The sequence below is a fragment of the Pseudomonas maumuensis genome (assembly GCF_019139675.1).
In the GTDB taxonomy this organism is placed as follows: Bacteria; Pseudomonadota; Gammaproteobacteria; order Pseudomonadales; family Pseudomonadaceae; genus Aquipseudomonas; species Aquipseudomonas maumuensis.
The window spans coordinates 846,286-860,118 of the sequence record NZ_CP077077.1; the positions used below are offsets into that span (position 1 = coordinate 846,286).

A 13,833-nucleotide genomic window follows, 5' to 3' on the forward strand; every position below is an offset into this window, starting at 1 on the left:
TCGCTGGCAAGCCAGCTCCCACAGGGATGGCGCTTGGCTTGAAGGCGGCACGGTCGGTGTGGGAGCCGGCTTGCCGGCGAGAGGCGGGTGCAGGACAAACCAGCATGCTGCCCCCGCGCGAGATTGCCTAATCTCTGGGTGCCAGCAGGTCGATCAACCGTTATGCATACGGTCGCGATGGGTCAACGTCGGGAACAGCTTCATCCATACCCCGGTCACCAACAGCGTGCCCACGCCGCCGAGCACCACCGCCGGGACTGTGCCAAACCAGTGCGCGGTCAGCCCCGACTCGAATTCGCCGAGCTGGTTCGAAGCACCGATGAACAGCCCGTTCACCGCGCTTACCCGGCCGCGCATCTCGTCCGGCGTCTCCAATTGCACGAAGGCACCGCGGATGACCATGCTGATCATGTCCGCCGCGCCGAGCACCACCAGCACCGCCAGGGAGAACCAGAACGAGGTCGAGAGGCCGAAGGCGATGGTCGCCACGCCGAACACGCCGACCGAGGCGAACATGATCAGGCCTACCTTGCGCTCCACCGGGAAGCGCGCCAGCCACAGCGACATCAGCAGCGCGCCCACCGCCGGCGCCGAGCGCAGCAGACCCAGGCCCCAGGCGCCGGTGAGCAGGATGTCCTTGGCGAACACTGGCAACAGCGCGGTGGCGCCGCCCAGCAGCACGGCGAACAGGTCCAGGGAGATGGCGCCGAAGATGTCCGGGCGGCTGCGGATGAAGCGCACCCCGGCCAGCAGCGATTCCAGGTTGGCCCGACCGCGCTGGGGCAGTTGCTGGCGCGCGTCGAGGCTCAGGGTCAACAGGCAGGCGATGAGGTAGAGGGCCACGGTCGGGCCATACACCCAGGTACTGCCAAAGGCGTAGAGAAAGCCGCCGACCGCCGGGGCGACGATGGTCGCCGATTGGGTGGCCGAAGCCGACGCCGCCACGGCTCGAGGGAACAGCCCGGGCGGCACCACGTTGGGCAGCAGCGCCTGGGTCGCCGGCATCTCGAACGAACGGGTGGCGCCGAGCAGGAAGGCCAGGATGAAGATCAGCTCGCGGCTGACGTTGTCGCTGACGCTGCCCAGAGCCAGCGCCAGGGCGATCAGCGCCTGCAGGGTCTGGCACAGGGCGGCGACCTTGCGTCGGTCGTAGCGGTCGGCGACATGGCCGGTATGCAGCATGAACAGCACCCTGGGTGCGAACTCGACCAGCCCGACCAGGCCCAGATCGAGGACATTCCCGGTCAGTTGGTAGAGGTGCCAGCCAATGGCCACGGTGAGCATCTGGAAGCCGCTGGCGGTGAATACGCGGGCCAGCCAGAAGGCCAGGAAAGGGCGGTGATGACGCAGCAATTGCGGGGCGGAATCGGACATCGGGGAGCCTGCAGCCTCGGAGATAGAGGGGGCTGCAGAGTAACATCTGTTTGTAACAAATAGTTGCTGAAAGTCGCGTGGATCACCTGTCGCCCCTTCGCAAAAGAGGGTGAGGCAACCGGTCACGCGGCAATCAACCACACATCCGGATGGGTCATTCAGGACTATGCTTCCATTCAGTCGTTGATCTGGATCAATCGTTCCAAATGCAACGATCTTGGCCTTCGGGCCGGAATCCCCGCGATCGAACAGAACAATTCCAACGCGCCGCACTCGATACCCGTGGGGGCAGTGGGCGACAGGCCATGAGCCCGGTCGCCGGATTACCTGAAGAGGAAGCACCATGTTCGGATTGGAAGCCCTAGAGCTCGCCCGAATCCAGTTTGCCTTTACCGTGTCCTTTCACATCCTGTTCCCGGCCATCACCATTGGCCTGGCGAGCTACCTGGCGGTCCTCGAAGGCCTTTGGCTGAAGACCGGCGACAACACCTACCGTGACCTCTACCACTTCTGGTCGAAGATCTTCGCCGTGAACTTCGGTATGGGCGTGGTCTCGGGCCTGGTCATGGCCTACCAGTTCGGTACCAACTGGAGCCAGTTCTCCGACTTTGCCGGATCCATCACCGGTCCCTTGCTCACGTACGAGGTCTTGACCGCCTTCTTCCTCGAGGCCGGTTTCCTCGGCGTCATGCTGTTCGGCTGGAACCGTGTAGGCCGTGGCCTGCACTTCTTCGCCACCTGCATGGTGGCCCTCGGCACGCTGGTGTCGACCTTCTGGATCCTCGCCTCCAACAGCTGGATGCAGACGCCCCAGGGCTACGAGATCGTCAATGGCCAGGTGATTCCGGTGGACTGGTTCGCGGTGATCTTCAACCCGTCCTTCCCCTATCGCCTGATGCACATGGCCACCGCGGCCTTCGTCGCCACCGCGTTCTTCGTCGGCGCCTCGGCGGCCTGGCACCTGCTGCGCGGGCGTGACAACCCGGCGGTGCGCAAGATGCTGTCGATGGCCATGTGGATGGCCTTGGTGGTGGCGCCGATCCAGGCCGTGATCGGCGACTTCCATGGTTTGAACACGCTCAAGCACCAACCGGTGAAGATCGCCGCCATCGAAGGCCACTGGGAGAACAAGCCCGGCGAGCCGACGCCGCTGATCCTGTTCGGCATTCCCGACATGCAGGCCGAAACCACCCGCTTCAAGGTCGAGATCCCAGCCTTGGGCAGCCTGATCCTGACCCACAGCCTGGACAAGCAAGTGCCGGCGATGAAGGAGTTCCCGCCTGAGGACCGACCCAACTCGACCATCGTGTTCTGGTCGTTCCGGGTCATGGTTGGCCTGGGCATGCTGATGATCTTCGTCGGCCTGTGGAGCCTGTGGCTGCGCAAGCGCGGCACCCTGTACAGCTCGCGTCCGTTCCTCTACCTGACCCTGTGGATGGGCCCGTCGGGGTTGATCGCGATCCTCGCCGGCTGGTTCACCACCGAGATTGGCCGCCAGCCGTGGGTGGTCTACGGGTTGATGCGCACCGCCGACGGTGTGTCCAACCACAGCTATGCACAACTCGGCTTTACCCTGGTGATGTTCGTGGTGGTCTACTTCGCGCTTTTCGGCACCGGCCTGGGCTACATGATGCGCCTGGTGCGCAAAGGGCCGAAGACCGGTGAAGGCGATGAGCACACCCCCGGTGGCCCTGGCCAGAAACGTACGCCGGCGCGGCCATTGTCCGCCGCCGATGAAGGCCATGAGGCCGACTCCAGCAGCCTGAGCAAGGGGAACTGAGATGGGTATCGATCTTCCGCTGATCTGGGCCGTGATCATCATCTTCGGCGTCATGATGTACGTGGTGATGGATGGTTTCGACCTGGGCATCGGCATGCTCTTCCCCTTCGTCCAGGACGAGCGTGACCGCGATGTGATGATGAACACGGTCGCCCCGGTATGGGACGGCAACGAAACCTGGCTGGTGCTGGGCGGGGCGGCGCTGTTCGGGGCTTTCCCACTGGCCTACTCGGTGGTGTTGGAGGCGCTGTACCTGCCGCTGATCCTGATGCTGGTGGGCCTGATCTTCCGGGGCGTGGCCTTCGAGTTCCGTTTCAAGGCCAGGGCCAACAGGCGGCATATCTGGGACAAGGCCTTCATCTGGGGTTCGCTGGTGGCGACCTTCTTCCAGGGCGTGGCCCTGGGCGCCTTCATCGAGGGCTTCAAGGTGGTCGACCGCAAGTTTGTCGGTGGCACACTTGATTGGCTGACGCCGTTCACGGTGTTCTCGGGTCTGGGCCTGATCGTCGCCTACACGCTGCTGGGCTGCACCTGGTTGATCATGAAGACCGAAGGGCCGCTGCAGCAGAAGATGCATGACATGGCCCGGCCACTGGCGCTGGTGTTGTTGGTGGTGATCGGCATCGTCAGCCTGTGGACGCCGATCGCCTATCCACAGATTGCCGAGCGCTGGTTCAGCATGCCCAACCTGATCTGGTTCATGCCGGTACCGATCCTGGTGCTGGTGACCTTCTACGGTCTGCTGCGGGCGGTGGCACGCAATGCCCACTACACCCCGTTCCTGCTGACCCTGGTGCTGATCTTCCTCGGCTACAGCGGGTTGGGCATCAGCCTGTGGCCGAACATCATCCCGCCGTCGATCAGCATCTGGGATGCCGCGGCGCCGCCGCAGAGCCAGGGCTTCATGCTGGTGGGCACGCTGTTCATCCTGCCGTTCATCCTTGGTTACACCTACTGGAGCTACTACGTGTTCCGCGGCAAGGTGACCCATGAAGACGGCTATCACTAGGAGCGCCGGGCGATGAATGTCGAAGAGAAGAAACCGCTGTGGCAACGCCTGGGTTGGCTGGTGCTGATCTGGGGGCTGAGCGTGGCAGCGCTTGGGGTGGTGGCTTATGGCATGCGCATGTTCATGAATGCGGCAGGCCTGAGTACCCACTGAGTCATTGAGTCATCGCGGGGCAAGTCGCACGGCTGCGACTTGCCCCGCGATGCTTTTATTTCCGGGCCTTGAGCACCACGAATTTCGGCGTTGCCGCGACCTGCTCGACGCCTCGGAACAAGCGCGCCAGCTTGCTGTGGTAACCCAGGTGGCGGTTGCCGACGATGTACAGCGCGCCACCGACCTCCAGCGCTTCCCGAGCCTGCTGGAACATGCGCCAGGCGAGGAAGTCGCCCACCACCTGCTGCTGGTGGAACGGTGGATTGCACAGCACCACGTCCAGCGATTGTTTCTCCTGCCCCGCCAGGCCGTCCGCGGCCCTGATCGTCACCTCGCGTTCGCCCAGTGCCGCCCGCCAGTTCTCCCGCGCCGACTGCACCGCCATGTACGACTCGTCGACCAGGGTGAACTGCGCATCCGGATTGGCCAGGGCGCTGGCAATCGCCAGCACGCCATTGCCACAGCCAAGGTCGGCGACCCGGGCGCGACCCAGGTCACGCGGCAGGTGTGGCAGGAAGGCGCGGGTGCCGATGTCCAGGCCTTCGCGGCAGAACACGTTGGCGTGGTTGACCAGCTCCAGGGCCGGCGTGTCCAGACGATAGCAGCTGGGGTAGGGGGAGCGGGCGACAGGCCGTTGCGCGACTGTGGCAGTCAGCAGACGCGCTTTCTTCTGTGCCAGCGACGCCTGCACCGGGCCGATGTACTTCTCCATGAGGTCGCCGGCGGCTCGGGGCAGGTGCTTGATCATCGCCCCGGCGATCACCTGGGCGTCAGGCGCCAATTGGCCCTGCAGGCGGATCAGTTGCTCCTCGAGCAGGGCCAGGGTCTTGGGCACGCGCACCAGCACGCGGTCGAACGGGCCCTGTAAGGGCTCGCTGGCCGGGATGAAAGGCACGCTGTCGAACGGCCTGCCGTTTCCAGCGAGGTTTTTCTCCAGGGCCAGGTGCGCCAGGTGCGAGTCGCCGCTGCTGGTCACGTCCAGATGCCCGGCCAGGCTGGCGGCCAGGGCGCCGAAACTGTCGTTGAGCACCAGCACCTTGCAGCCTGCGCCCGGTGCCTGGGCGGCCAGGTGTTCCAGCAGGTATTGGTCGGCGGCATCGAACGCCAGCAGCGGGTCGTTGGCTTGCTCCGGCTGGCGGATCAGGTCGAGGTCGGCGAAGGGGCTGTTGAACAGGGGCATGACGTGGGGCTCTGCTGCGTATCTGCCCGGCGCGCTGTGCGGCGGGCTTGCGGCGGGGGATTCTACAGGGCTTTGCGCCTGGGCGGGGGACGGGCTGTCAGAGCAGTCCGCGCAACGCGGCGATGGCGATGGCGCCGGCTTTGTTGGAGGCGTTGGTCTTGGTGATCACACTGCGGATATGGAAGTTCACGGTGCTGGGCGACAGTGAAAGGATCATCGCCACGTCGGCGGCGGTCTTGCCGGCAGCGGACCACTTGAGTACCTCAAGCTCACGTTCGCTCAGTTGCGGTGGTGGGCTGAACTTCGCCAGATGGTGTGTGCTGAGCGCGGCATGCAAGATGTTGCATAGCCACATTACCTGAGCGCTCTTCTCGTACAATTCTTCATGGCAAATCGCGCCTTGCGCCCTGGAGACGCTCAACTGACTTTCGTTGTGCTGCTGGTCATGCACCGACTGACTCCAACCATGGACCAAGCCATGCCCGCAGGCGGCCTCACGCAGGTGTGGCACCTCCCGAAACAGTTCGTCGCTCCAGACCAGTGGTAGCGTGGTCTGATGGCACTTTGATACTGCAGGGTCTATCTTGATGAAGTCTTCAGCCTGATAGTGCTCATTCCAAGCGCTGGGATAATTGTTATAGAGGATCACCTGTGGGCCACGGGCGGCGACATGCAGATGCAGCGACAGGCCGACGAACTCCATGCCCAGCGCCTGGGCCAGTTTCACGGCGTGGCCGAACAGCTGCTGAGGCTCTTTCTCCTCCAGCATCCGCTGGAGCTGCTCACTCTTCCAATGTGGCATCGTTGAAGCTCCCTTTTGTGTCGCAGTGGATCCAAAATCAGCGTTGCACGGTCCGTAGTGTAGGAAAACTCCTAATGGTGTGCTGGGTTTTTTTGTTATAGCTGTCTCGCTTTCTTAGGTGATTGCGCTCGGTTCCAAGCGATACCCTACAAACCGACGGTGTTTATCTCGGCTGCTTTGCGCGACACTGTGCGCACTTGATCCGTGGAGCCCGTCATGACCGCCAGCGCCGACAAATTCACCCGCCAGACCCTGCTCGGCGTCCAGCCCCTGACCCCCAACCTGTTTTCCCTGCGCGTCACCCGCGATGCAGGTTTTCGCTTCCGTGCCGGACAGTTCGCCCGGCTGGGCGTACACAAGGCCGATGGCAGCGTCGTCTGGCGTGCCTATTCCATGGTGAGCGCGCCCCATGACGAGTTTCTCGACTTCTTCTCCATCGTGGTGCCTGGGGGCGAGTTCACCAGTGAGCTGAGCCGGCTTGGCGAAGGCGATACCCTGCTGATCGACCGTCAGGCCTTCGGCTACCTGACCCTCGATCGCTTCGTTGGCGGTCGTGATCTATGGCTGCTGGCCACCGGCACCGGTATCGCGCCGTTCATGTCGATCCTGCAGGACTTCGAGGCCTGGGAGCGCTTCGACAACATCAAGCTGGTCTACTCGGTGCGCGAGGCGAAGGAGCTGGCGTATGTGGACGAGATCGCCGCACTGGAGCAGCGCGACTACCTGGCGGAGTTCGCGGGCAAGCTGCAGTTCATTCCGGTGGTGACCCGAGAACAGCATCCGGGTGCATTGAACGCGCGGATTACCACGTTGATCGAGAACGGTGAACTGGAAAAGGCGGCGGGGCTGGCGCTGTCGCCGGAGCATTCACGGATCATGCTGTGCGGCAACCCGGAGATGATCGACGAGACGCGCAAGGTGCTCAAGGCGCGGGACTTGCAACTGAGCCTGAGCAAGCGGCCGGGGCAGGTGGCGGTGGAGAACTACTGGTAAGGAACAATGGCGCCTTTTGGATCGCCGTCACTGGGGCCGCTGCAAAGCGGCCCCAGTCGTTTTGTGCTTCAGGGCTGGCGATTCTGTGCCTTGAGCAAGTCGCGAATCTCGGTCAGCAGGGTTTCTTCGGCACTCGGCACCGGCGGCGCGGTCGGTGCTACGGCTTCTTCGCGCTTGAGGCGGTTGATCACCTTCACGCCCATGAAGATGGCGAAGGCGACGATGATGAAGTCGAGGATGGTCTGGATGAATTTGCCATAGGCCATTACCACGGCCGGTACGTCGCCTTCGGCAGCTTTGAGTGTGATGGCCAGGTCGCTGAAGTCGACACCGCCGATCAGCAGGCCGATAGGGGGCATGATCACGTCACCGACAAAGGACGAAACGATCTTGCCGAACGCCGCGCCGATGATGATACCCACCGCCATGTCGACGACATTTCCCTTGACCGCGAAGGCCTTGAATTCACTGAGCATGCCCATGCTGTATTCCTTTGTTACGAATGGAGAGGTAAACGCAGTGTAAGCCACTAAAACGCTACATGCGTGACGTTCGCAGCTACAGACTGTTCATAGAGCGAATAGTTTTGTCGCCCACCGAGGCCTCCGGGGCACGTCGGTGTTCGGCTATCATGGCGGTTTTTTCCAGGAGACTCCGCCCATGGCCAAGGCCAAGCGTTTGTACGGCTGCACCGAGTGTGGCGCGACTTTCCCGAAGTGGGCCGGCCAATGTGGCGACTGCGGGGCCTGGAATACCCTGGTTGAGACCATGATCGAGAGCGGTGGTGCAGCGGCACCGAGCGGGCGTGCCGGCTGGACCGGGCAGCAGGCGCAGATCAAGACCCTGGCCGAAGTGAGCGTCGAGGAGATCCCGCGCTTCACCACCAGCAGTACCGAGCTCGACCGCGTGCTGGGTGGTGGCCTGGTGGATGGTTCAGTGGTGTTGATCGGGGGCGATCCGGGTATCGGCAAATCGACCATCCTCCTGCAGACCCTGTGCAACATCGCCGTGCAGATGCCGGCGCTGTATGTCACCGGCGAGGAGTCGCAGCAGCAGGTGGCCATGCGCTCCCGGCGGCTGGGCCTGCCCCAGGACCAGCTCAAGGTCATGACTGAAACCTGTATCGAGACCATCATCGCCACCGCGCGCCAGGAAAAGCCGCGGGTGATGGTGATCGACTCGATCCAGACCATCTTCACCGAACAACTGCAGTCGGCGCCGGGTGGCGTGGCCCAGGTGCGCGAGAGCACAGCGTTGCTGGTGCGCTACGCCAAACAGAGCGGCACGGCGATCTTCCTGGTCGGTCACGTGACCAAGGAGGGCTCGTTGGCAGGCCCCCGGGTGCTCGAGCACATGGTCGACACCGTGCTGTACTTCGAGGGCGAGTCCGACGGCCGTCTGCGCCTGTTGCGGGCGGTGAAGAACCGCTTCGGCGCGGTCAACGAACTGGGTGTGTTCGGTATGACCGACCGCGGCCTCAAGGAGGTCTCCAATCCGTCGGCGATCTTCCTCAATCGGACCCAGGAGGAAGTGCCCGGTAGCGTGGTCATGGCCACCTGGGAAGGCACCCGGCCGATGTTGGTGGAAGTCCAGGCGCTGGTCGACGACAGCCACCTGGCCAACCCGCGGCGGGTGACCCTGGGCCTGGACCAGAACCGTCTGGCCATGCTGCTGGCGGTGCTGCACCGGCACGGCGGTATCCCCACCCATGACCAGGACGTGTTCCTCAACGTCGTCGGCGGGGTGAAGGTGCTCGAGACCGCCTCCGACCTCGCATTGCTGGCGGCGGTGATGTCCAGCCTGCGCAATCGTCCGCTGGCCCATGGCCTGCTGGTGTTCGGCGAGATCGGCCTGTCGGGCGAGGTGCGCCCGGTGCCCAGTGGCCAGGAGCGTCTGAAGGAAGCGGCCAAGCATGGCTTCAAGCGGGCCATCGTGCCCAAGGGCAATGCGCCGAAAGAAGCACCCGCCGGTTTGCAGGTGATTGCCGTGACCCGTCTGGAGCAGGCGCTGGACGCACTGTTCGAATAGGTCGTCTTCTTGCAAGTGATTCTCAGTAACGAGTAGCATACGCCACCTTGCGACCACCTCATGGAGCGCGTGTGGCGGAGTTAGACCTCAAGCGGCTGTTTCTCAAGCACGCGAAAAACCTTCAGGGCCTGCTCTCGCGCAAGGTGCGCGACCCGCAGCTGGCGGCCGACCTGGTGCAGGACAGTTTCCTGCGCCTGGCCGAGCAGCAGCGTCACGAGCCGATCGACAATGCCCAGGCCTACCTGTATCGCACCGCGCATAATCTGATGATCGATCATGTGCGCCAGCAGCAGCGACGCAAGACCGACACGGTGCCCCACGAGGCCTTCGAAGCACTCGTCGAGGACGGCCCAGGGCTCGAGGAGCAGGCCGTACGTGAGCAACACCTGCGTCGCCTGCGGACGATCCTCGGCGAGCTGCCCGAGCGCACCCGGGAAATCTTCCGCCTCAACCGCCTGGAAGGCATGACCCATGCCGAGGTCGCCCGGCACCTGGGGATCTCCGACAGCTCGGTGCAAAAGCATCTGGCCAAGGCCCTGGCCTATGTGATGCAGTGCCTGCAGGAAACCGAATGACCAACGGTTTACTGACAAATGCCGCTTCAGACGTCAGCCCAGACATAACCAGATCGCGAGAGAACCGTGTGAGCAGCCAGACCGAGCAAGCCATCCGCGAGCAGGCCGCCGAGTGGGTGGTGCTGGAGGAGAGCGGCCCCCTGAGCCCGGAGCAGCAGTTGGCGCTGGCGCAATGGTGCGCCAGCGATCCGCGCCACGCGCATGCCTATGCCTTTGCCCAGGCGACCTGGGCCGACCTTGGGCAGATGGCGAGCCTGGCGCCGACAGCCCCGCGCCGGGCGCCTGTCGAGTGTGCCGAGCGCCCGCGTGGCCGACGCAGGCCAAGGCGGTGGCGCTGGGCGGCGGCAAGCAGTGCGTTGCTGCTGCTGGCAATACTGGGGGTCGATCAGGGGCCCCGGGTGCTGCTCGAGTGGCGTGCCGATTACGCCACCGCAGCTGGCGAAGTACGCCGTGTCAGTCTGCCGGACGGCAGTGTGGTCGACCTCGATGGCGGCAGCGCCGTGCAGCTCGACTTCGATGGCCAGCAACGCCGGGTGCGCCTGTTGGCGGGGGAGGCGGTGTTCAGTGCGGCGCCTGTCAGCGCGGACGAGCCACGTCCCTTCGTTGTCGAATATGCCGGTGCCACCAGCCAGGCACTGGGCACGCGATTCGTGGTGGGCGAGGCGGGTGACGGCGGTTGGGTGGGTATGCTTGAACACAGCGTCGAGGTGCGGCTGCAGGCGACGCCTACCCAGGGAGTTGCCCATCAGCTCCTGCGTGAGGGGCAGGCACTGCGCTACGACCACGCCCAGGGTATCCGGCCCTGGCCAGGCCCCGATCCGCAGCGGGCCACCGATTGGCAACGAGGAGTGTTGGTGTTCGAACGTCAACCCCTGGCCGAGGTGGTCGAGCGCCTGAATCGTTATCGCGATGGCCGCCTGATGGTGGTCGATGCTGCGCTGGCGCAGCGGGAAGTGAGCGGGGTGTTCCGCCTCGACAACCTGGCTGTCGCCGCCGATACCCTCACCCGCGAGCTCAAGGCCAAGCACCTGCAACTGCCGGGCTTGACGTTGATCTATTGAGCGCTTTGAAAAAAACTTGCATTTGAGGTTACTGAGTTTTCCCGTGCAGCTCGTCTGACTGTTGAGATTGATTTTCATTACTAGAAAACGCCAACAGACGAGACGCGCAGTGAGCACGCAATCAACTCGACCCCGCTGGCCTCTGAGCCGCATCGCCCTTGCCGGCAGCCTGGCCCTGGGCACCTGCACCCTGTCGATGGGAATCGGCATGGTGCAGGCCGCCAACGCCTCCAGCAGCGCCAAGCACAAAGTCATTCAGTTCGACATTCCTGCCCAACCCCTCGACAGCGCCGTACTGGCCTATGCCGAACAGTCCGGGGTACAGGTGTTCTTCGACAGCCGAACCTTGGCCGGCCTGCAGAGCGAGGGGTTGCACGGCGGCTACAGCATCGAGGAAGGGCTGCACCGGTTGCTGCGCGGCATGCCCGTGCGCTATCGCTTCAGTGCTCCGGGCCAAGTGGGCCTGGAGCGCTTGGCGGAGGGCGGCCAGGTCATGGAGCTGGGCGCCACCCATATCGATTCGGCGCGTGACGGCGACTGGGTCTACCAGACGCCACGCTCGGTCAGCGTGATCACCCGCGAGCAGATCGACAAGCGTCCGCCGCGTCACGCCGCCGACCTGCTCGAGCAGACTGCCGGGGTGTACACGGCGGTCAACCAGCGCGACCCCGGGTTGTCGGTGAACATCCGCGGCGTGCAGGACTATGGCCGAGTCAACATGAACATCGATGGCATGCGCCAGAACTTCAGCGTCAACGGCCACCAGCAGCGCAACGGCACGATGTTCATCGACCCGGAGTTCGTCAGCAGTGTCGAAATCGACAAGGGCAGCCAGTCCGGCATGGGCGGCGCGGGCGTGCTGGGTGGTATCGCCACCTTCAATACCCTCGATGCTCGCGAGTTCATCGGGCCGGGCAAAGAATACGGCGGACGCGTGCGCGCCGGGCATGGCATCGGCGAGCTGGGCAATGGCACCTACTTCAACGGCAGTGGTGTGTTTGCCTTCGGCAACGAAAAAGGTGATGTGCTGCTGGGCATGAGCGAGCGCCATTTTGGCGACTATCGTGCAGGCACCCGCAACCGTGACAACCTCGGCAGCGAAATGCGCGTGCGCAAGTTCTACCCTCGGGCCTGGAACAACTGGTTGGAATCCGAAGTCGGCGACATGGATACCGTGACCCGTTCGAATCTGCTCAAGCTGGGCCTGAACCTGGCTGAGTACCAGCGCCTGCAGTTGAGCTACCTGGAGACCGACACCGACAGCAAGGACGCCTGGACCTGGCTGGCCGATGACGGCAACGCGTTCTACTACCGACGTTCGGCCAGCAGCGATGTCAGCGCCAAGAACGTCGCGCTCGACTACAGCTACGCGCCGGACAACGACCTGATCGACTTCAAGGCCAAGCTGTACTTCGTCACCACCCGCCAGGACCGCTGGAACAACAGCAATACCGCCAGTGCCAGCAGCGGCAACCTCTACGCGCCCTATACCGATCACTTCCAGACCGACACCTGGGGGCTGCAGGCGCAGAACACCTCGCGGTTCTACTTCGGCCAGAGCAACAGCCTGCAGTTCAACTATGGTGCCGAACTGTTTCTCGACACCTTCAAGCCCAGCAGCGACCGCATTCCGGCCGCCAACGAGAAAAGCAACCCGTTCGTTACCGGGGCCGACCCAGATGGCAAACGTGCGATGGGTAGCCTGTTTGGCGATGTCACCTTCGAGCACGGTGGTTGGCTGACATTGGATGCGGGCTTGCGTTACGACCGTTATCGGCTCACCGGCAAGACTGGGCTGACCACCTGGATGTACCCCCAGGGTGTGACCGGTGTGGACATCCTCAGAGAGCGTACCGAGTTGATGTATGACGTCGAGCGCGAAGAGGGGCGTTTCTCGCCGACCTTCGGTATCGCGGTCAAACCGGGGCTGGACTGGCTGCAGCTTTATACCCGTTGGGGCCGTGGCTGGCGCCCGCCGGCGGTGACCGAAGCGTTCATGAGTGGCAAGCCTCACGGCGGTGGCAACGAGATGGTCTACCCCAACCCCTTCCTCAAACCAGAGAGTTCGCACAACTGGGAGGCTGGGTTCAATGTGTTCAAGGAGTCGTTGTTTCGCGAGGGTGACCGCCTGGGCATGAAGGTCGCGTACTTCGACACGCGGATCGATAATTTCTCGTTCCTCGACTACAGCGCCGACTTGCCCGGTACCGATGTGACCGGCTTGTCGCTGGGGCAGAGCGCTTACCAGAACAACCTCAAAGGCACCACGTTCCGTGGTGTGGAGTATTCGCTCGACTACGACAATGGGCGTTTCTACACCCAGCTCAGCTACACCCACATGATCGGCAGCAATGACTTCTGCTCCAAGCAGCTGTACATGGGCGGCGGCACCAAGCGGGTGTCGGCGGGAGAGCAATGGGTAGACATGGATTTCGGCGGTTTCACCATTCCCGTGCTGATGCCGGCCTACAGCATCGTCGACGATCCCGCGCTCAACGATAAGGTCAGCTGTGGCGAAATCATGGGCAACGCCGCCTATATGCCGTCCGACCGGGGCGCGCTCACCGCCGGCTTGCGTTTCTTCGACAACACCTTGGATGTCGGCGCCCGCCTGCGCTACAGCGCGGGCAATGGCGAGCACCTGAACAGCCAGGGCTTCGGCAACCTCGAAAAGGCGCGCTGGCCGGAATACAAGGTGTACGACCTGTATGCCAGCTACTGGGCGACCAAGCAGCTGAACATCGCCCTGTCGCTGGAGAATGTCACCGATCAGGCCTACTTCGTGGCCATGGGCGATGCCAACAACCTGTCCCTGGCAAGGGGGCGGACCCTGACCGGCATGCTCGAGTACCGCTTCTGATCCCCCAAGTTCGCCCGA

Annotated in this window: 12 protein-coding genes; 8 read left to right on the top strand and 4 right to left on the bottom strand. The window is 63.5% G+C overall.

What is annotated here, in order from left to right:
* Positions 1-153: 153 nt before the first annotated feature.
* Entirely contained in the window at positions 154-1,374 is a 1,221-nt protein-coding gene (locus KSS90_RS03940) for an MFS transporter (RefSeq protein WP_102684554.1), read from the bottom strand.
* A 343-nt stretch (positions 1,375-1,717) separates the two neighbouring features.
* Between KSS90_RS03940 and KSS90_RS03945 the strand changes: the two genes are divergently transcribed.
* The 3 genes from KSS90_RS03945 to KSS90_RS03955 are packed head-to-tail and all read left to right on the top strand — an operon-like array spanning position 1,718 to position 4,316.
* Positions 1,718-3,154, top strand: a complete 1,437-nt coding sequence (locus KSS90_RS03945) for a cytochrome ubiquinol oxidase subunit I (protein ID WP_217868294.1) — start codon at positions 1,718-1,720, stop codon at positions 3,152-3,154.
* A 1-nt stretch (position 3,155) separates the two neighbouring features.
* Complete coding sequence (cydB, locus tag KSS90_RS03950; RefSeq protein WP_023630573.1) at positions 3,156-4,163, top strand: cytochrome d ubiquinol oxidase subunit II; 1,008 nt, start codon at positions 3,156-3,158, stop codon at positions 4,161-4,163.
* 12 nt (positions 4,164-4,175) lie between these two features.
* Positions 4,176-4,316, top strand: coding sequence for a DUF2474 domain-containing protein (locus KSS90_RS03955; RefSeq protein WP_023630574.1), 141 nt, complete (start codon positions 4,176-4,178; stop codon positions 4,314-4,316).
* Positions 4,317-4,371: 55 nt separating this feature from the next.
* Here the strand turns inward: KSS90_RS03955 and KSS90_RS03960 are convergent, their stop codons facing one another.
* Both KSS90_RS03960 and KSS90_RS03965 read right to left on the bottom strand, forming a co-directional pair.
* A complete protein-coding gene (locus KSS90_RS03960) occupies positions 4,372-5,496 on the bottom strand; it encodes a methyltransferase (RefSeq protein ID WP_217868296.1) in 1,125 nt (374 codons plus the stop codon).
* A 97-nt stretch (positions 5,497-5,593) separates the two neighbouring features.
* Positions 5,594-6,298, bottom strand: coding sequence for an autoinducer binding domain-containing protein (locus KSS90_RS03965; protein ID WP_217868301.1), 705 nt, complete (start codon positions 6,296-6,298; stop codon positions 5,594-5,596).
* A 216-nt stretch (positions 6,299-6,514) separates the two neighbouring features.
* Here KSS90_RS03965 and KSS90_RS03970 point away from each other — a divergent pair, with 216 nt between their 5' ends.
* Positions 6,515-7,291 carry a ferredoxin--NADP reductase gene (locus tag KSS90_RS03970; RefSeq protein ID WP_217868302.1) on the top strand — a complete coding sequence of 259 codons (777 nt, stop codon included), beginning with the start codon at positions 6,515-6,517 and terminating at the stop codon, positions 7,289-7,291.
* Positions 7,292-7,359: 68 nt separating this feature from the next.
* Here the strand turns inward: KSS90_RS03970 and mscL are convergent, their stop codons facing one another.
* Complete coding sequence (gene mscL / locus KSS90_RS03975) at positions 7,360-7,773, bottom strand: large-conductance mechanosensitive channel protein MscL (protein ID WP_050706920.1); 414 nt, start codon at positions 7,771-7,773, stop codon at positions 7,360-7,362.
* 178 nt (positions 7,774-7,951) lie between these two features.
* Between mscL and radA the strand changes: the two genes are divergently transcribed.
* The 4 genes from radA (at position 7,952) to KSS90_RS03995 (ending at position 13,815) form a co-directional block, all read left to right on the top strand.
* On the top strand, positions 7,952-9,319 hold the full coding sequence (radA, locus tag KSS90_RS03980) for a DNA repair protein RadA (RefSeq protein ID WP_217868303.1): 1,368 nt from the start codon (positions 7,952-7,954) through the stop codon (positions 9,317-9,319).
* Between the two features lie 71 nt (positions 9,320-9,390).
* Entirely contained in the window at positions 9,391-9,894 is a 504-nt protein-coding gene (locus KSS90_RS03985) for an RNA polymerase sigma factor (RefSeq protein ID WP_217868304.1), read from the top strand.
* A gap of 68 nt (positions 9,895-9,962) precedes the next feature.
* Positions 9,963-10,955 (top strand): FecR family protein, encoded by a 993-nt coding sequence (locus KSS90_RS03990; protein ID WP_217868305.1) that lies wholly within the window; start codon positions 9,963-9,965, stop codon positions 10,953-10,955.
* A 196-nt stretch (positions 10,956-11,151) separates the two neighbouring features.
* Positions 11,152-13,815, top strand: coding sequence for a TonB-dependent receptor (locus tag KSS90_RS03995; protein ID WP_217869733.1), 2,664 nt, complete (start codon positions 11,152-11,154; stop codon positions 13,813-13,815).
* The last annotated feature ends 18 nt before the right edge of the window (positions 13,816-13,833 follow it).